15 protein-coding genes are annotated in these 18915 nt (G+C 64.7%); 4 read left to right on the top strand and 11 right to left on the bottom strand.

What is annotated here, in order from left to right; translation table 11 throughout:
• Positions 1 to 21: 21 nt before the first annotated feature.
• On the bottom strand, positions 22 to 618 hold the full coding sequence (pdxH, locus tag ACOFKT_RS01980) for a pyridoxamine 5'-phosphate oxidase (protein WP_419805763.1): 597 nt from the start codon (positions 616 to 618) through the stop codon (positions 22 to 24).
• A gap of 164 nt (positions 619 to 782) precedes the next feature.
• Positions 783 to 1706 (bottom strand): glycosyltransferase family 2 protein, encoded by a 924-nt coding sequence (locus ACOFKT_RS01975; RefSeq protein WP_419805762.1) that lies wholly within the window; start codon positions 1704 to 1706, stop codon positions 783 to 785.
• 80 nt (positions 1707 to 1786) lie between these two features.
• Between ACOFKT_RS01975 and ACOFKT_RS01970 the strand changes: the two genes are divergently transcribed.
• On the top strand, positions 1787 to 2767 hold the full coding sequence (locus tag ACOFKT_RS01970; RefSeq protein ID WP_419805761.1) for a glycosyltransferase family 2 protein: 981 nt from the start codon (positions 1787 to 1789) through the stop codon (positions 2765 to 2767).
• A 57-nt stretch (positions 2768 to 2824) separates the two neighbouring features.
• Positions 2825 to 3355 carry a cupin domain-containing protein gene (locus tag ACOFKT_RS01965; protein WP_419805760.1) on the top strand — a complete coding sequence of 177 codons (531 nt, stop codon included), beginning with the start codon at positions 2825 to 2827 and terminating at the stop codon, positions 3353 to 3355.
• A gap of 66 nt (positions 3356 to 3421) precedes the next feature.
• On the opposite strand, the gene ACOFKT_RS01960 is transcribed toward ACOFKT_RS01965, so the two are convergent.
• Entirely contained in the window at positions 3422 to 5479 is a 2058-nt protein-coding gene (locus ACOFKT_RS01960) for a hypothetical protein (protein WP_419805759.1), read from the bottom strand.
• Positions 5480 to 5687: 208 nt separating this feature from the next.
• A complete protein-coding gene (locus ACOFKT_RS01955; RefSeq protein WP_419805758.1) occupies positions 5688 to 8159 on the bottom strand; it encodes a putative Ig domain-containing protein in 2472 nt (823 codons plus the stop codon).
• Positions 8160 to 8512: 353 nt separating this feature from the next.
• Between ACOFKT_RS01955 and ACOFKT_RS01950 the strand changes: the two genes are divergently transcribed.
• Together ACOFKT_RS01950 and ACOFKT_RS01945 are read left to right on the top strand one after the other, a co-directional pair.
• Entirely contained in the window at positions 8513 to 10303 is a 1791-nt protein-coding gene (locus ACOFKT_RS01950) for an ArnT family glycosyltransferase (RefSeq protein WP_419805757.1), read from the top strand.
• A gap of 78 nt (positions 10304 to 10381) precedes the next feature.
• Entirely contained in the window at positions 10382 to 11344 is a 963-nt protein-coding gene (locus tag ACOFKT_RS01945; RefSeq protein ID WP_419805756.1) for a glycosyltransferase family 2 protein, read from the top strand.
• Between the two features lie 71 nt (positions 11345 to 11415).
• Here the strand turns inward: ACOFKT_RS01945 and ACOFKT_RS01940 are convergent, their stop codons facing one another.
• The 7 genes from ACOFKT_RS01940 to ACOFKT_RS01910 all read right to left on the bottom strand — a co-directional run bounded on the left by ACOFKT_RS01940 (position 11416) and on the right by ACOFKT_RS01910 (position 18900).
• Complete coding sequence (locus tag ACOFKT_RS01940) at positions 11416 to 12951, bottom strand: oligosaccharide flippase family protein (RefSeq protein ID WP_419807080.1); 1536 nt, start codon at positions 12949 to 12951, stop codon at positions 11416 to 11418.
• Positions 12952 to 13110: 159 nt separating this feature from the next.
• Entirely contained in the window at positions 13111 to 14304 is a 1194-nt protein-coding gene (locus tag ACOFKT_RS01935) for a glycosyltransferase family 4 protein (RefSeq protein WP_419805755.1), read from the bottom strand.
• Positions 14301 to 15410 carry a glycosyltransferase family 4 protein gene (locus ACOFKT_RS01930; protein WP_419805754.1) on the bottom strand — a complete coding sequence of 370 codons (1110 nt, stop codon included), beginning with the start codon at positions 15408 to 15410 and terminating at the stop codon, positions 14301 to 14303. The genes ACOFKT_RS01935 and ACOFKT_RS01930 overlap by 4 nt, the downstream gene beginning before the upstream one ends.
• Positions 15407 to 16204 (bottom strand): polysaccharide deacetylase family protein, encoded by a 798-nt coding sequence (locus tag ACOFKT_RS01925; protein WP_419805753.1) that lies wholly within the window; start codon positions 16202 to 16204, stop codon positions 15407 to 15409. The genes ACOFKT_RS01930 and ACOFKT_RS01925 overlap by 4 nt, the downstream gene beginning before the upstream one ends.
• A gap of 23 nt (positions 16205 to 16227) precedes the next feature.
• Entirely contained in the window at positions 16228 to 16752 is a 525-nt protein-coding gene (locus ACOFKT_RS01920; protein ID WP_419805752.1) for a VOC family protein, read from the bottom strand.
• Positions 16749 to 16994: an acyl carrier protein gene (locus ACOFKT_RS01915; RefSeq protein ID WP_419805751.1), complete on the bottom strand. Its 246-nt coding sequence runs from the start codon at positions 16992 to 16994 to the stop codon at positions 16749 to 16751. Before ACOFKT_RS01915 ends, ACOFKT_RS01920 begins: the two co-directional genes overlap by 4 nt.
• Positions 16963 to 18900: an HAD-IIIC family phosphatase gene (locus ACOFKT_RS01910; RefSeq protein ID WP_419805750.1), complete on the bottom strand. Its 1938-nt coding sequence runs from the start codon at positions 18898 to 18900 to the stop codon at positions 16963 to 16965. Before ACOFKT_RS01910 ends, ACOFKT_RS01915 begins: the two co-directional genes overlap by 32 nt.
• Between the last annotated feature and the right edge of the window lie 15 nt (positions 18901 to 18915).

Genomic DNA, 18915 nt, shown 5'->3' with positions numbered 1-18915 from the left:
AAGGCCTCGCGCGGACGTTTCTTAGGGGTACAGGCGGGTCTGCGTCCAACCCTCGCCCGCTCGCGTGAACAGCATGCGGTCGTGCAGCCTGTCCTTGCCATCGCTCCAGAACTCGACCTGGCGCGGCACCAGAAGGAATCCGGTCCAGTCCTCGGGCAGCGGCACCTCTCGATCGCCGAGTTCCGCCGTGTACGCGCGCACCGCCGTGTTCAGGGCGTCGCGCGACGGCAAAGGCCGGCTTTGCGATGAGATCGCGGCGGCGATCTGACTCCCACGGCTCCGGCTGTGAAAGTACTCCGCCGTCTCTTCGCGGCTTAGCTGCTGCACAGTTCCGGCGAAACGAACCTGTCGCCGCGTCGATTTCCAATGCAGGCACAGCGCCGCTTCCGGGTTTTGGAGCAGCTCCTCGCCCTTTTGGCTGCCGCGATTGGTGAAGAACCGCACGCCTCGGTCCTCAGCTCCCTTGACCAGAACCATGCGCACGCTTGGGACTCCCTCGCGTGTCGCCGTCGCCAGCGCCGCCGCGTTCGGGTCGTTTGGCTCAGATTTTTCCGCAAGCGACAGCCATTCGCGAAAGACCTGCATCGGCTGCGGGGACGTGCCTTCAAACGGTTCCATGCCGACTAGGACGGCCTGCCTGCCGGAGTCGTCTGTTCACGAGCGGCGACGATGTGGCGCAGTGAAATTGTTGCCGCTGAGAATTTCAGCGCGCCATCATGCGAGATCGAAAGAGGGTGCGTGCCGCCGCGCACCCTCATGACGCATCCTAGGCGGCCCCAGGGTCAGCGCGCGAACGTGATCGCCGCCGCCGTTCGCCACAGGTTGCGTAGCCACGGCGCACGGATCACTGCTTGCGCGGCGAATCGGGTCGCTCGCCCTCGCTCCCCGCGGGCACGGTACCCAACGGCCTGCTGCTCCAGTACTCCGGCCAGCGCCACCTGCCGGGCGGCCCACCCACAACCGAGTTCCCCCGCGTGCTTCGCAATAAACTGCCGCTGCGAAGTCAACATCCGCGGCAAATCTTTTGACATGGACCCAGCCGACACGCGATACAACGCCAGGACCCTGGGTACAAACACCACGCCGTAGCGCTGCGCGATCCGCAGCCACAGGTCCCGGTCCTCGGTCGCACGCATGGTCTCGTCAAACATTCCCACGGCGTCCACACACTCGCGCCGAAACGTCACGGTGGGGCACGGAAAGTGCACGGTCCGCGTGTACAGCCGCCGGGCCACCTCTTCCCTGCTGCCGCCCGGCTCGCTGGTCACAAACGTGTCCAGCACCGTTCCACTCAGCTCAAACCGCGAAACGCCACCGTACGAAAGCCCCACATCGTGCCGATCCTCTAAGCTGCGGATCGAGTCTTCCAGCCGCGTCGGCAGCCATTGATCGTCCGCATCCAGCAGCGCGATCAGTGGCGAGCTTCCGGCCCGGATGCCCGCATTGCGTGCCGCCGGCAGTCCGCGGTTCTGCTGATACAGGTACGTCAGCCGTCCCGCAAGCCTGTCCGCGTTCTCGGCAGCAAACCGCTCCACAAACTCCCGCGTGCCGTCGCTCGATCCATCATCGACCAGCAGGATGCGCCACTCGGCAACGGTCTGTGCCAGAACGCTTTCGATCGCGCCCGTCAAAAAATGCGCAGAGTTAAACGCGGGAATCAGAATGTCGACTTTGCTCATCGGCAGCCGGTGCCCGGCCTTTCGCATTCTAACGCTTCCACAAACGTGCCACCGAACTCCGCCCCCGCTTGCTGTATGCTCACTTCCGTCTCATCGCTGAGGTTCCGTTGCCGAATCACACCACCGTCTCCGTCGCCATGTGTACCTATAACGGCGCGAAGTTCATCCGCGAACAGCTCGACAGCATCGCGGCCCAGACCACGCTTCCCGACGAACTGGTCATCTGCGACGACCGCTCTACCGACGCCACAACCGAGATCATCCGCGACTTTGCCGCCACCGCGCCGTTCCCGGTTCACCTGCACGTCAACGAAGAAAACCTGGGCAGTCAGTCCAAGGGCATCACGCACAATTTCGAAAAGGCCGTCGCGCTCTGCACCGGCGAGTTGCTCATGTTGTGCGACCAGGACGACCTCTGGCTGCCGGAAAAACTCACGCGCATGGCCCAGGTCTTGCGGGACGATGCCGGCATTGGCGCCGTGTTCTGCGATGCACAGCTCATAACGGAAGCCGGCGCTCCGAAAGGGACCTTGTTATCGGAGGCGAACGGTCTCAGCCCGCGTTTGCAGCAGGAACTGGCCCGCGGCAACGGCCTCGCTATCGCTTTGAACCCGACCAAGGCCTATGGATGCACCCTCATGCTCCGCGCTTCCCTTCGAGACCGCATCATGCCCGTCCCGCCACACTGGTGGTTCGACGCGTGGGTCACGTGTGGCGCGGTCGTCTACTCCAAGCTTGCTTTCCTGCCGGAAACGCTGATGCACTACCGCATCCATGCCGCGCAGTTTGGTGGCGCCGCTGCGCCGAATCTGTCGCAGCGCATCGAGAGCTGGCGCAGTTCCGCCGAGGCATACTGGCTCAAAGCCGGTCCGCAACTGTCGGATGTACACGCCCGATTGCAAGGGGAAGCCGACCCGCGGTTCCGTGTAACCGTTGCCTTCCTGGAAGGCCGCATGGACCTGCTGCGTTTCCGCGCGGGCATGCCGGCAAACCGGCTCGTCCGGTGGGCCGCGATCCTACCGCACACGGCCGCGTACTTCCGCTATTTCAATGGCTGGCGCAGTCTCGCCAAAGATCTCACGTCGTAAGGGCCTATACTCTCGAACGACGAAGATGCATCCCCATCCGCGGTGCCCGGAGAGACCATGAAACGACGCGAGTTTATGAAGGTTGGCCTGCTTACCGCGCCTTCCATCGCCCTGGCGCAAGTGGCAGACCCACATGACAAAGCGCACATCGTCTCTGCGGGCGCCGATTGGTCCGGCGAAACGCACACGCTCGGTTTCAGCCGGATGGCATTCAAAGTACCCGCAGCCGATACCGGCGGCGGCATGTTCGTGATGGAGCACTCAAATCTTGGCAAGGGCGGACCGTACCGCCATTTCCATCCTGAGCAGGACGAGTGGCTCTACGCCATGGACGGCGAATTTCATGTCGAAATTGGCGATCAGAAATTGGTGTTGAAACCAGGCGACTCGGTCCTGATGCCGCGCAAAATTCCGCACGTCTGGGCACAGGTGGGGGACAGGCCGGGCAAGCTGCTGATCGCGTTTACGCCAGCTGGACGCATGGAAGACTTCTTCCGGGACTTCGGAAAGACGGGCAAGCTGCCGTCCGACGCTGCCACGGTGAAGCCGTATGGATTGGAACGAGTCGGCCCGCCCCTGACCATCTGAATCGACGCATGGTCGCCCGTTTCGCCCCCGCCGCATAACTCGGGCCGCGCGCAACCCCACGCACACCTAGGATTCTCTTGGTGTTTTCGCGGCCCGCTCCGGTCGCGCGTTCGCACGTACCAGCATCAGCAGCCCCGCTCCTACGACAACAGTGCCTAGGATGATGCGTCGTCTCGGAAGATGCCGTGGCAGGGATGCAGGGGCAGAGGTCTCCGACTCACTGGACGGCTGCTCGTCGGCGGACGAGAACGTCTGGCCGGCCTGCTGGCCGATGACTTCGGGAAGGTCGCCGCCGCCACCGCCGGCAGTGTCGCCTGCTGTGCCGCTCTCCTGCAGGCCGCTTGCGGGTGCCGGGCTTTCCGGCTCCAGTGCACCGCGCGACGGCGCAGCCGGACGCTGCTGCCCTGTAAAGTCCACGGCAAGGCCGGGCAGCGGAGCGCCGCTGCCCACCGACTTGCCACCGGCGACGGGCCGCATGTCACCAAACCCGTAAAGGTGCCAGCTCTCGTCCCGCAGCATGGGAGCGCCGCAGTTCGCCGCCACGTCAAACCGGCCCATGGGGCACGGCTCGTTTGAGCGCGGGTGAAAGACAGTGTTGTTGCGGATCGCGCTGCCGCGATTCGTCAGCGGATGCGCTGCGGTGTTGTTATAAACCATCGTCGGATAGCGCCCGTCGCCGTCTTTGTTGCCGTTTTTCGGGCCGTTCTGGAAGCCAAGATAGATGTTGTTTTGCAGGCTGAGCCGCGAACTGGTGTCGCACTCGCCGGCATAGTTGTCGCACTCCACATCCACCGCGATGTTGCCCGCCTCATACACCGTGTTGTTCTCAAAACGCGTCAGCGCTCCGCGGCCGATCGTCAGCAGTACAGCCTGATCGCCCGCGCGGCAGAAGTCACTCAGCTTCGCGTTGTAGCCCGCCGGTGTTCCCGGAATTTTCGATTGCATCGCCCGGCAACTGCCGATGATCAGGTTGTTTTCCGCCCTGCCCGCAGCGCCGCCCACCTTGATCTGCTGGCCCATGTTGCCGTACGCCAGCGTGCGGGTAATCGTCATGCTCGACCCGCTACCGACCAGGTGCAGCGCGTCCAGGCCATCCTGCGTGTTGTAGGCCACCTCGCCCCCATCGAAGTGCACCTTCCAGGCCGGCTTGCTGGCCACGGTTGCCGTGCCGAAGCCGTCGCCATAGCCGCCGCTGTTCTGGTCCGTGCAGTTCAGATAAGGAAGGGGATCGTGGATGGGGTACTGCTCCGCACATCCGTTCCAATTGATCTGGTAGTGCTGCACAAGCAGGGTGCCGACTCCGGTCTTGCCGTCGCCGGCGTCGGCGTTCCAGCCACCGCCTCCATTTCCGATCAACGAGATGTAACGAAAAACATCCCCATCGCCACTGGGTCCGAAAAGCCCAAAGGTCCGCATGCCGTGGATTCGTATGTCGGTCAGCGAAAGGTGATCGGCTGTGTTCGCCAGGGCAATGCCCTCTTTCGCGGAGTCCTTCCCGTTACAGTTGTCCTTGCAGTCAGACTTGTCGGAGATATCGAAGCACTGGATGTCGACATAGCTGGTCGAAACGGTGAAAGCTGACCCGGTCATCCAGCCCGCGACCACGGGCGTCCGCGCATTTTGCGCATGACAGTTCTGCCAGTTCTCCCCCAGAATGCGGGTGTGCTGTTCCGCCGTTCCGGCCGGTGGAGACGGCGGTCCGCTGTACGGATCGCCACGCCAGCCGCGGTAACACGCGTCGCCGTATTTGGCGCTGTCTGCGGCGGTACAGCCTTGCCCCTCCGGACCGTCCCAGCCGACGCGGTAGGGCTCCGTGCCCGCGGCCAGAGACCCGCGAAGCAGATAGGTATCACCGCCCTTGCCAATCCAGCCTGCTGCGGGAAACTTCGATTGTGGTGGCGTGTACGCGTAGCTGCCGTCCTGCCACAGCAAACGAATGTCGTTGAACGCACAGTGCTGGTTCACGCCGTGACCGGAGTACGCTGCGTCCGCTGTGCCGTCACACTGCCCTTTGGGCACATTCGACGAGTACCGGGTGCCGCCATCGGAACGCACGTACCACGTGGAGGCCGCAGCAGGCAGCGAAAGCAGCAGTGCAAACAGGGGGAGGAGGAACCGGCTCACTTCAGAAAAATACCTCCGCGTTGCTCTGCCTTTCATCCGCATTCTGCGCATACTTCCTCCCACCACACTGTATCGTGCGGGTGCGGCGTTCTTCTCCAGGTTCGCTGCTGGAAGAACTTTCTACACATGCCCCGCAGGACCGCGACAGTTTAAGAGAACAGGGGCCGGACAGCGTGCTGTCCGGCCCCTGGCTTGCGTTAGCTGTTGGTTATTGCTGGCCCTGGTAGGGGGTGAGGGAGCTGCCGGTTTCGAGGGCTCCGATGGAGGGTGGTGTGCGGAAGGGTTTTCCGCTGTAGTCGTTGGGGATGGTGGTGAGGGTGGTGCCGGCACCGAAGGCGGCGCCGCCACGGGCGGACAGGGCGAAGTCGGGGTAGCCGTAGAGAGGCACGGTTGCCGAGTTCAGGCCGGGGTCCAGGCACAGATTGCCGGCGCCGTTGTGGTCCGTGCAGCTGTCCTTGACCTGGAAGTAGACGTTGTTGGTGTTGAACGAGCCGGGGTTGAAGAACACGTCGTTGGCGCAGCCATAGGCGCCGTCCGTGGTCCAGTAGTGGTGGCCGTCGCCGGCCGCGCTGCAGGCCGCCGGGGTCGGATAGGTGCCGTCCACCACAAGGATGTAGTTCGCGGCGGGGTTGCCGCGGATCGGGTCCGGGTTCCCCACGAGGATGTTGTCGCGGAAGTCGATCCGCGCCGTGCTGTCGCAGAAGCCCGCCGAACCGTCGCACTCATAGCCGAGCAGAAGTGCGCCGTTGCCGGCGATGGTGTTGTGGCGGATGGCGGTGGTGGTGCCGTGGCCGGCCGTCATCAGGACCGCCTGGTTGCCGGCGCGGCAAAAGGTGCTGAGCTGGGCGTTGTACCCGGCCGGCGTGCCCGGGATCGGGTTGCTCATGGCCTTGCAGTTGCCCACGATCACGCTGTCTTCCAGCGTTCCCTGGGATCCGCCCACCTTGACCTGCTGGCCCATGTTGCCATAGCTCAGCGTCCGGGTCACGGTCATGCTGGATCCGTTGCCGGCCAGGTGCAGGGCATCCAGACCGTCCTGGGTGTTGTAGGCCACCGTGCCCTGATCGAAGCGCGCCTGCCAGCCCGGGTTGCTGAGCACGGTGGCGGTGCCGAAGCCGTCGCCATAGCCGCCCGAGCTCTGGTCGCGGCAGTTCCGGTACGGCAGCTTGTCCACGAGGGGGTACTCCTCGCCGCAACCGTTCCACAGGATCTCGTAGTTCTGCACCAGAAGCGATCCCGAGCCGGTCCTGCCGTCGCCGGCATCCGCGTTCCATCCGCCGCCGCCGTTGCCCACCAGCGAAATATAGGTGAACACGGAGCCGTCGCCGCTGGGGCCGTAGAGGCCGAAGTTCTCCATGCCATGGATGCGGAGGTCGGTCAGCGTGAGGTGGTCCGCGGTGTTGGCGATCGAGATGCCAACGCCGGCGAAGTCCTGGCTGCCGCAGCTCACCACGCAGTCGCTCCGGTCGGAAATGTCGAAGCACTGCACGTCGGTGTAGCTGTTGGACAGGTAGAACGCCGATCCCACGCCCCAGCCCGCCACCACGGGCGTGCGCGCACCCTGCGCATGGCAGCTCTGCCAGTTCTCGCCCAGAATGCGGGTGTGCTGCGCTGCCGTGCCCGCCGGAGGCGATGGCATGCCCTGGTACGGGTCACTCTGCCATCCGCGATAGCAGGCCTGGCCCTTGCTGTCCACTGCCGGGTCGCACGCCGACGAGGGAACCGACCAGCCGACGCGATAGGGCGCTGCACCCCCCGCAATGCTGCCGCGCAACAGGTATGTGTCCCCGCCCTTGCCGATCCAGCCCCGCGCCGGAAAGGAAGACTGCTGGTCGTTGTCGTAAGCAAAGCTGCCGTCCTGCCACAGCAAACGCATGTCGTTAAAGGCGCATGGCTGATTGACACCTTGGCCTGAGTAGGGAGCGTCGTGCATCCCGTCGCACTGGCCTGCCGTCGCATTGGACGAATACCGCGTTCCGCCGTCCGGGCGCACGTACCATGTCGTCTGATTCACTGCGTTGTTTACGGTAATCGCAAGTGGTGCCGTCTGCACCTGGACCGGGCTCGATCCATCCTGCACGGCCAGCACGAAAGAGAACGTGCCCGCCGCAGCCGGTATGCCGGAAAGCACGCCGGTGCTCGCGTCCAGCGTCAATCCCGGCGGCAGAACGCCGGAAGATATCCTCCACGCGTACCCGGGCGTGCCTCCCCCAGCCTGCATGCTCGCGGTGTACGCCGCGCCCGCCGTGCCCGCGGGCAGCGTGTCCGTCGCGAGCCGCAGCGGCGACGCGCTGGGCGCGATGCTCAGGGACATCGTCTGTGTGGATTGCTCCTGCGCCGTGCTTGAGTCCGTGACCGTCAACGCGAACTTCGCCGTGCCGGTCGCCACAGGAACGCCGGAAAGCACGCCGGTGCTGGACGTGAGCGTGATGCCGGCCGGCAGCGTGCCGGACGTGACCGACCACGTGTACGCCGGTGTTCCGCCTTTGACCTGTGCTGTTCCGCTGTAAAACTGGCCCACCGTACCGGAGCCAAGCGAACCCTGCACCACCAGCGCATTTGCGCTTTGAACGGCAGCCGTGCCCCCCGCGGATCCAGGCGCGTTGTTCATCCCGCAACCCGCCAGCGCCAGCATCGGCACGGCGGTAAGCAGGGCGGAAGCGATCGTTTTTAACGTCATAGCGGTCTCCATTTCCCGAGCCGGCGGCGCACAGGGGCGCGTGCCTGCCACAGGACAGGTCACCGCTCGCCGTTCTTTGGGTGAGTCAGGCTGCTCTGTCACGTCCGGCGACGAGGACGGGCGTTGGCCCGGGTTCGCACCGCAAGCATCAGGAGCACTTCTGTTACATCCACTGCATCGGCACGGGACACCAATTCCTTAGCGACGCAACAAGCCAGGACGGTCACCAGGAAGCGAAACGAACGCCACCGGTATACTCACCGTTGACTTCAATCACTGGAACGCCTGGGAACGCTCGCTGCGCGGCACCGCATTGCCGCTCATCCCGAAGCGCGTCCTATTGAGAGGCCGATTTGAGCCAAACCTCTGCTATTCGTTTGCGTGCGCTACTGCCTGCCCTGCTGTGCTCTGCCCTGGTCGTGGTCTGCACGCTGGCGGCGTGGCCGTTTGCGGAAACCGGGCTGGACGACGATTACTCGTACATCTTTTCCGCGCGCTCACTGGCGCAGACAGGCCACGTGCACTACGTGGGCTGGGCCAGTGCGATGGTGGGCTGGCAGCTTGCGCTGGGCGCCGCGTTCATTCGCATCTTCGGGTTCTCGTTTTCCGTGGCACGCGTGCCCGTTCTGCTGATTGCCGCCGCAACCGCGGCTGTGCTTCACCGGCTTCTGGTGCGCTGCGGTGTGTCCACACGAAACGCTGTGCTGGTCACGCTGACCGTGCTGCTTTCGCCCATGGCGCTTCCGCTTGGCTTCAGCTTTATGACGGACACATCCGGTCTGTTCTGCACGGTGGCGGCGGCCTATTGCTGCGTGCGTGCGCTACAAGCCGCACAGCCGCGAGGCAGCACGCTTTGGCTGATTGCCGCCATGCTGGGGAGCGCCGTTGGTGGTACGGCGCGACAGACCGTGTGGCTTTGTCTGCTTGTGATGGTGCCGTGTACGGTTTGGCTGCTGCGTCGCCGCAAGCTGCCCATGGTTGCGCTCGCGCTGGTCTGGCTGTTGAGCGGTGCGTTCGCCTATGGAAGCATGCGATGGTTCTACCGTCAGCCTTATTCCGTGCGGGAAATGGCCCTGCAGGGTTACATCGATCGCGATCTGCTTTGGCAGACTGCGCTGAACATTGCGCGCGCCGCGCTGCAGTGCTGCCTGCTGATGCTGCCGTTCCTGATCGCATTCGTGCCACGGTTTCCGCTGCGCCATCGCAAGGCCCGGATGTATGCCGCGATCACGTCTGCGGCAGTCCTCCTGTTCCTGATCGTCGCGATCCATCGCGGACCGTTGCGCAATTCGCTGCTTCCCTTCGACCTGAGCGGCAACTTCTTTTCTTCCCTTGGGGTGGTGGATCTGCCCGAGGTCGGTGTTCGGCCGCCGGGCGTGCCCGTATGGGCGGAGTTGACCGTTACGCTGCTCACGGTCGCAGCCGCCCTTGCCTGCGCCACGGTCCTGCTCGTACCGGAACAGGAAATGAAGTTCCACCCGTCTATTGCAAATGCCGCGAACGAGGAGTTCGACGGCAATCGGATCACGATCGGCACACGTCAACTGCTCTGGCTTTTCGGGCCGTTTACGCTTGCGTACCTCGCGCTGGTGCTGCACCGCGCTCTGTTTGCCTTTGCCTACGATCGCTACTTTCTGCCTCTGCTGCCGCTATGGCTGCTGCTGGGAACACGCCTGTATCAGCAGCGCATCGCGCCGGAGCTTCCGAGGCTCTCGTGGATCACACTCGCGGTGCTCGCCTGCTGGGGCATCGCCTCACTGCACGACACCTACGCGGACCGGCGCGCGACCGTGGCGGCCGCGCAGCGGCTAATAGACGCAAGCGTTCCACGCACCGCGTTCTATGCGGGGTTCGAGTACGACGGCTGGACCCAGATCGAGCAGATGGGCTGGATGAACGTGATCTACATGCGCCGGCCGGACGGCTTTCATCCGGAGCGGCCGATCCCCCGCCACATGACGGTAAAGCCCTGCCGACAGCAGTTCGCGCATCTTGACCCGGCGATCCAGCCCCGTTACGGCATCTCGTTTGACCAAGCGGCCTGCGACGGTCCAAGCGAGTTCAAGCCAGAGGTTTACCACACCTGGCTACCGCCGTTCACGCGTTCGCTGTACATCCGCAAGGTCACGACACCGGCGTTTTAGATCCGCCTGCAACATCTACGCGCCCGCGTAAAACGCCACAACACCGCCGGTATACTCTGGCCTGACCGCATTCTGAGCATGCTTGTGACCGCACCGACAACACTCGACGTCATCATCCCGACCTATAACCGCAAACAGCTTCTGCGCAAGACGCTGGAAAGCTTCGCCGTCGCGACCGTGCCGCCGTCACTCGACGTCACGGTGATCGTTGTGGATAACAACACCACGGACGGCACCGCCGAGGCCGTTGCAGCCATGGTCGGGAGCTTCCCGCTCAAGCTGCGCTGCGTTCGCGAAACCAAGCAGGGTCTTTCCAACGCACGCAACGGCGGCATCGCTGCGGGTCAGGGCGAGCTGATTGGCTTCGTCGACGACGACGAAGAGATCGAGCCCAATTGGCTCCAAGTCATCTTCCGGGAGTTTGCCAATCCCGAGGTGGACTTTATCGGAGGACCGTACCTGCCCAACTGGGCGATGGCTGCCCCGGACTGGTTGCCGCCCGGCTACCCCGCGGTCATCGGGGCGATTCCGCCCAAGCCGCGCGCCATCTTTGACGATTCGTTCAAGGGAAACCTGATGGGCGGCAACGCCGTCATGCGGCGCTCGGTATTCGAGCGAGTCGGCACCTACACGCCGCACCTGGGCCGCAGCAGCAAAGGTCTCCTCTCTGATGAAGACGCAGACATGCTGCGCCGCATCCGCGCAGCCGGGCTGCACGGCGTGTACGTGCCCGATCTCGCCATCCGCCACTACATCGCGCCGGAGCGGCTCACCCGCAAGTATCACCGCCGCTGGGTGTACTGGCGCGCGGCATCGCAGGGTTTTCATGACCGCACCTCGCCCGATCCAGCGTTGGCCTATTCATTCGGTCTGCAACGCTATCGCCTCGGCATGGCCCTGCGCGGTCTCATGGCCGTTCCGTTGCGCCGCCTTCGCGGACGCAAAGCCGAATCCTTCAATGGCGAACTCGCCGCATGGGACCTGCTCGGTTTTGCCTACGGCAAGTATTTTCTGAAGATCGAATCGATGTACAAGTCGTAACGCAGGGCCGAAAAAACATGGAGCTGTAACCGCTTGCCCCTGCATCACAGGCAAGCCCACAGCCGGATTGACTAGGCCGCCACCGCTGCCCGCCCCCGCAAGCGCGAACGCACCATCGGCAACACCGTATCCCGGAACCCCGCTCGAAAGATCAGCAGCAGGGTCAGCAGAAATACCGGGATCAGCAGCACCGTTTGCGCAAAGAAACCGGCGATGGAATGCACGGCAACATGACGCTCCACCAGCAACGACGCCACGGCGAACGGCACCGCCGAGAGGTATACCGCGCCCCAGGTTCGGCCCATAATCTGCCACCGGCTCAGGCCAAGCATTTTCGCCGTGGCGCCAGGCCAGACCACCAGGTGAATGATCAGGCTCGGAATCATCGTTCCCAATGCAACGCCGTACAGGCCAAAGTAGTGGACCAGAATGATGCTTAGCGTCAGGTTGCTGACGCCCTCCACGAATGCGCAGACCGCCACAAACTTGTGCCGGTCCGTGCCCATGGAGATTGCACCCGCGGTGTTATTCGCCAGGCCAAACATCAGCGCCGTCGCCAGGATCAGCAAGACAAGCCCCGACGCGTGCTCATACTGTGCGCCCATCCAAAGCCGGATGAAGGTGTGCCCGCGCGTCAGGAGCGTTACCAGGATGGGCAGACCAAAGATCAGAATTGAGCGCGTCCCGATCCGGTACAGGTTGCGCAGCTTCGCCCCGTCGCCGCTCGCGTTAAAGGTGCTGGCCGCCGGCACGAACGTCATGCTCATGGCCCCGGCAAACTGGTCCGCATAGCGGCACAATGAGTTGCCGATCGCATAGAACGTCACAGCGGACGCCGAGATGAAGCCGCCCACCACCAGGTTGTCCGTCTGGTAGATCAGCTGCAGTGCGACCGTCTGCACAAACACGTAGAAGCTGTACGACCACAGAGATCGCAGCACTTCAGTGCGCGGCCGCGACAATCTGACGCGTAGCTCCGGGTAGATGCGCCTGGAGGTCACCACCAGCAGGCTGCCGCCCAGGATGACGGCTGCCAGTTCCGCCAGCGCGATGCCGATCAGCCCCCATCCGCGGCTGAGCGCCAGCACGACCCCGGAGACCCGCACCACCAGCTGCGCCAGCGTCACACCGGTTTGCACGTCATACCGGTTCGCGGCCGAGAGCACGCCGCCAAAGACACCCGTGCACATCGCAATCGACGTGCTCACCCCGATAATGGCAACCGCGATGCGGCTGACGTGCGCCATGTCCGGCGGAATGCGGAACACCACAGGAAACAGCACCGCCAGCAATCCCGACAGCAGCAGCACCGCGGCGGAGATCTGCACCCGGACCCACAGCGCCGCGGAGAAAGAGTCCGACGCGCCCTGGTGGTTGCCGGTCGCGCGGTCCTTGGAAACAAACCGCAGCACCGAGCTGCGCATGCCCAGGTCCAGCAGTGCCAGGTAGTTCACCGACGAAATCGAAAGCACCCACACGCCATACGCGGCGTTGCCGAGCCGGTGCACGATGAACGGCGACAGAAAGAACCCCACCGCCATGTTTGCCGCGGTGGCCAGCCAGGAGGAAAGGGCGTTGCGGGCAATGTGACGAAACCGCAGCTGCATGGTCAAAGCGGCTCCTGTGTGGCGAGCCTCGGCCCTCTCTTCCGTGCCTCAGTATAGATGTCGGCGGCCACGTGTACTGTCCCTCGTTCGTGCAATGCACTTTGCACAAGACAGCTGTGCGTCGCGAACCTCCATGCAAGTTGTCCTCGCCTGTCGGAATCAATCAGTCTGCAGGACCGATTCATACACCGCCTCAGTGTCGGCAGCGATCGATCTCCAGCTTGCCGCACCAAAGTCCTTTGCCTGCATCGCAACTTCCATCCGGCCCCGCAGCGTGGCGTCCTGCACCAGGCGCAAGGTCGCCGCAGCCAGCGCACCGGCATCGCCCGGCGCCACCAGCAGAGCATCCACGCCTTTGGTCAATAGCTCGCGAAAGACGGGCAGATCGCTGGCGACCACGGCCTTGCCCAGTGCCACGCCGGTTGCAAGCGCACCGCTCGTCGTAATGGCTCGATAGGGATACACCACGACCGCCGCAGCCCGATACAGCGCCGTCAGTTCCTCGGCGGAAAGAAAACGCAAATCGAGCACCACACGCTTGAGTTCAAGGCGGGCGACCTGGGCCCGCACCTCGGTCGTGATCTCCGCCGACCCGGTGCCCACCACCAGCAACGTGGCGTCACTCACGTGTGCCTCGACCTCGGCCCATGCCTCCAGCAGCAGGTCCAGACCCTTGTACGGGAAGATGATCCCCTGCCACAGCACCATCTGCTGCCCCGGCTCGATGCCGTACCGCGCCCGCACTGCGTCCACGCTCTCGCCACCCTGCAGGTCGTAAAAGAACGGTCCATGCGGGATCACGGAAACGAGATCAGGCGCGACGCCGAACTCGTTCGCGAGTCGCTCCGCCACGACACTGGAGTGGCAGATCATGCGATCCACACCGCTGTAAAGCCGCTGAAACAATGCGCGGTACCGGTCGGCCGTGTCATGCGGCAGCAGATCGTGGACGGTCAGCACCACGCGCGCACCGCGCCAGCGCAGCAGCCGCACAAACCACCAGTCCACCGGCAGGCGGGATCGCAGCATCGGCAGGTATTGCACGTGCAGAATCTGTGGCGGCTTCACCAGAAAGCGCACCGCAAGCACGAAGAGATTCAGCACCGTCTCCAGCAGCTTCGCCACGCGCCGCACCGTTCGTGGCAGCATTCGAAACCGGCCCACCACGTCCAGAAAGCCGGGCGCCAGCCGCAGACCGCGGCTTCGAAAGCATTCCAGATCCAGGTAGTACGTGATCGACCCGACCCGCACATCCACGCCGCGCTGCTGCAGCGCGCGCGACAGATATGCCGTGTAGTACGGCACGGTCGCCAGCAGGTCCATCATGTACACCTGCGGTCGCCGGCGGTTCATGCCTTGCTCCCAGCCGCGGCCAGGGCTTCGCAATAGACTTCGCGGTACTCCGCGGTCATGCGGTCCGCGGAGAAGTCACGCTCCACCAACGCGCGCGCGTTCTGCCCCAACCGCAATCGCAAACCATGATCCCGCAGAATTTCCAGCATCGCGCCCGCCAGCGCAGCCGCGTCACCCGGCGTCACCAGCAGCCCGGTTTCACGGGGACGCACCACCGTCGGCACTTCGCCTACGGTCGTTCCCACCACTGGCAGGCCGCTCGCCATCCCCTCCAGCAGCGCCACCGGCAGGCCCTCCTGCCGCGACGCCGACACCATCAGGTCCAGCCTGGCATATACCGCTGCCATCGAGTCCTGGTGCCCCACCAGCGCGACACGTTCCGCAAGCCCAAGCCGCGCGATCTGGGCCTCCAGACTGGCCCGCTGCGGTCCCTCGCCCAACACCACAAATTCGCTATCCGGCAGAGCTTTCGCCACAATCGCAACGGCATCCAGGAAGATGTCGACGCCCTTTTCCGGCGCAAGCCGTCCCACCAGCCCCACCCGCAGCGGTGCTGCCGGCGCTCGGCAACGGCCCGCAGCAGCCTCGGTGAACGGCCCAACGGCGATGCCGTTCTGAATGCGCCGCACCCGCCCCGCCTTGACGCCGCTGCCGAGCAATTGCCGCTCAACCTCCGCCGATACCGCGACCACCCGCGCGAAGCCTCGCAACACCCACCGGTCCAGCACGCCGTACACCCGCAACGCCAGGTCATTGTCGTACCAGGTGTGGCAAGTGGACACCAGCGGCACGCGGCCGCCACGGCCCAGTGCAGCCCACGCGTACAGGTCCGCCTTGTAGCCGTGTGCATGCAGCAGGTCGATGCGTTGGTCCCGCACCACCTCGCGGATTGCTTTCACGGTTGCGCGGCTTAGCTGCCCGCTGCACGGTACCAGCACCGCCGGCAGGCCCTCCTCCACCGCCCGGTCGTAGATCTGCCGGCTGCTGTTCGCGAACACCGCGATGGAGCTCTCATCGCCTGCCGCTCGCAATGCATGCGACAGGTTCAGGATCACCGCCTCCGCACCGTACATGCCACCGCTTGAGATCAGGTGCAGCACCTTCATTGCGGCGCGCCCTCTACTTCCTGCCGGTTCACCAGAGCCCAAAGCCGCGCGTACATGCTGTCACCCAACAGATGTTGCGCCGCCGCCTTGGCGCGCGAGATCCGTCGTGCCCGCTGCAGCGCGCCGCTCGCCGGGTCCAGCAGCCGCTCCAAAGCCGCATCCGCCATGCCGGCCAGGATGTTGAATCGCCCGACTACTGGCTCCACTGCCGACCGCGTCACGCCCGGCACCGACGTCCACACTGTCGTGTACCCCGCCTCGCGACACGCACGCAACACCCGCGCATCACCGCGGCCGCCGGGCAGCGAAAGCGACGTGACCGGCGCGCCGATCCAGTCCTGCAGCGATGACTTTGCGTCGCAAAGCTCACGCCGCAGTTCCACGTCGCTACACCCGGTCAGCAGGGCATGGCTCCAGCTGTGCGCACCCAACGTGTGCCCAGCGGCGTGCAACTCTCGCAAATGCCGCGGCTCCATGTACCCATCCCGCGTGCCCGTCCATCCCGCGGTGATGAAGAAATGGGCTTTCACGCAAGCGTCGTCCAGCATTGGCAGCGCATGCGTGTGGTTTGAGAGATGCCCGTCGTCAAACGTGACGAGCGGCACATAGCTGCCGGGCGCCTCACGCCGCAGCCGCGCAAACATCCGCAGATGCTCCGCAAACCGGCTGCACGGCAGCACGTACGAGTACGCGGACGGCTCCGGCCGAAGCTCGTGGTACAGCAACGGAACCTGCGCGCACTGGGCATCATCCGCCTCTGCCGTTACCGCTCGTATCTCGCTTGAAGGGGTCATACGCTTGGACCGGCTCGTACCGGCTAACTCGTCGGCGCGGCGGTCTCAACCAGTTCAATCAGCTGCCGCGTCGGCGTGTACATCCATGCGATTCGCCGGCCACCGAACGCCACCGCCGGCGCCGGGGGACTCACCAGCATGCAGCCCAGCCCCTTCGCATGCGCCAGCGCGCCTTCCAGGTCTGCCGTTTCCAGGCACAGGTGGTACGCCGTGCCTCCACCCTTCTGCAAAATCGACCGCACCGGGGAGTCCTCGGCGAGCGGCTCCACGAGCTCCACCTCGACCCTGTCCTCATCGGACATGGTCAGGAAGCTCACCGACACCCGCTGAATGGGGTCGGCAAACGGCCCCGCGATGGTGCGATAGCCGAAGAGCCCTTCCAGCAACTTCGCCGTCGCGTCCAGCTTCTGCGTCGCCACACCCACGTGGTGCAGCCGGAAGCCGAGCGCCTTCACCAAATCTGCTGAGTTCAGGCTGCCGTTGGAAGCTTCGGCGACGTCACCCAAAGTGCCCGCAGGCGTGGCTTCGCCGCCAGATGCCGCACTCACAACGTCACGCCCTTCTTCTGCAGCGCGTCCTGAATCGCCGCGACCGTTGTCAGGTGCGCCACGAGCGACGGGTCGAACTGCACGCCATACTCGCCCTCCACCGCCAGCATCAGCTGCAGGTGGCGAAAGGAGTCCCAGTTCTCCGCGGTTTCCGTATTCAACTCGGGCGTCACGTCCTCGGGCGCAATCTCAAGCGTATCGGCGACCAGGTCACGCAACGACGACGGCACGGGCTGACTCATCGGCGGCTCCTTCCAATGTTAAAAATTCGGGAATGGGCGGCAGACCGCCCTCGAAATCGTACCAGTACCACTCCGAGCTCCCATCCTCAGCAACCGGCACAGGAACACCATCGGGTATTCCATTCTGGAACCCGCACGACGCGTAAAACCCTGCCGCAAGACCGTTTTTCTTCGTCGGCCGGAACTCACCCAGCAGACCTCGGGCACCGTCCGCCTGGGCGCGCCGCGCGCACGCCGCAAGCATGGCCCGCTCAATATCGCGACCGATCACCCGGCAGCTCAACAGGAGCGTGTCGATGCGGCACACCGCGCCCTCTGTCTGCGCCAGCAGGAGGCCAACCACGCCCGAGTCGCCAAAGCGATCGCGCACCCGCAGCGCAAACGCCTGGCCGCCGGGTGCGTTCTGAAATCGCTCCACGTCGGCCGCGCCATGCCGTCGCGTAGTCAGGTTGAACTGGTTCGTCTTGCCCAGCAGCTGTACGGACCGCGCCAGCGGCGCTTCTGTCGCGGGCAGAAACGTGCAGACGATTTCCAGCGATCTCAGGAAGTCCTCGCGGCTGCCCAGGCTTTCCCGCAGCGCCTCGCGCTCGGTCTGGTTGCGGTAGTCCTCCGCACGGCGCAGGTCGTCCTCGCTGATCGCCGTCGTCTCAAAGTACCCACCGGCTTCCACCAGCTCGACGAACCGCCACGGTTCCTCCGGCGGCACCTCGACCACCGCCACCTCGGGCATGGCCTGCCGCACTGCCTCGCACTCCGTCGGGTTGTCGTCCACAAACACCAGCGAGTCCGTGCCCAGCGACAGGTCTGCCGCCAGCTTCCGCAGCGAGCCTACCTTGTCACCCCAGCCGATCTCGCGCGCGGAGAAGTCTTCCAGCCGCAGCAGAAGATCGTTCGCCCGCATCGTGAACGCCTCTTCCACGTCCGCTGGATTGTTCTTCGACACGACGGCAAGCAGCACGCCGCGCGCCCGCAAACGCTTCAGGTGCTGCTGATACGCGCGATAGCAGTTGCCCGGAAACGCGGTGCCGGTCGCAATGCCCTTCGGCCCGTCCTCGCCCAGAATGCCGCCCCAGAAGGTCTGGTCCAGGTCCGTGCAAAGCACCTTGCGCATGGGCCGGAACAGCGCTCGCACCGTTCGCAGCAGACCGCGCGCATACGCCGGAAACGCCGCCGCAGCCATCGGCACGCGCGACGACAGAAACATCCGCTCATCCGCCCACGCCGCCTTGCCGAAGCGCGCGGCAACGTCGTCCACGGCAAAGAACACACATCCCGAGATGCCCGCGCACATCGCCGCCACGCGCCGGTTTAGATCGCGTATGGCGGATTTCAGGCCACCCGGCAGGTTTGCCTCGCCCGCGTCGCCCAGCGCCGTGCGATCCGGCACCACAAAACCCTGCACCAGGATGCGGCTTGCTACGCGCCCGCGCAGCGACTCCAGCATGGACCGCATGCGCTCCACGCAGGCCGCGAGCTCCGCTTCCACAGCGCCATCGCTGGCAACTCCGTCCCCGCGCCCGCTCGCGCAAAGATCCGGCAACCGTCCGGCAATGTCCTCCAGGTCCAGCGCAAGCACCACCAGGTCAAAGCTCGAGGAATCACGCAGCGGCCCTGCCACATTCATCAGCTCGTCCATGAACGAGCCATAGCCACCCAGCTCCGCTCGCAGCACGAAGCCGTCCAGCGCAGCCTCAATCTGCAGAAACGGCAGCACCGGTTCCAGCGACACCGACCGCGCGATGAATGTCCGCAACTCGCGATGCCCCGCCGCAAGCAGCGCCGGCGCGATCTCTCCCAGAGCCCGTGCGCACAGCAGAGCGTCCGACGGCTTGCCCTCGCGATACAGCCGCTCCGCCTCGCGCAGCGTTTCGCGCACCGTCGCACCGGAAGCCGCGATCGAACGCATGCGGCTACGCAGTTC

The organism is Terriglobus sp. (assembly GCF_965201105.1).
Classification (GTDB): Bacteria; Acidobacteriota; Terriglobia; order Terriglobales; family Acidobacteriaceae; genus Terriglobus.
The sequence above is the reverse complement of the archived record's forward strand: the minus strand, read 5'-3'. Positions and strand labels throughout refer to the sequence as shown.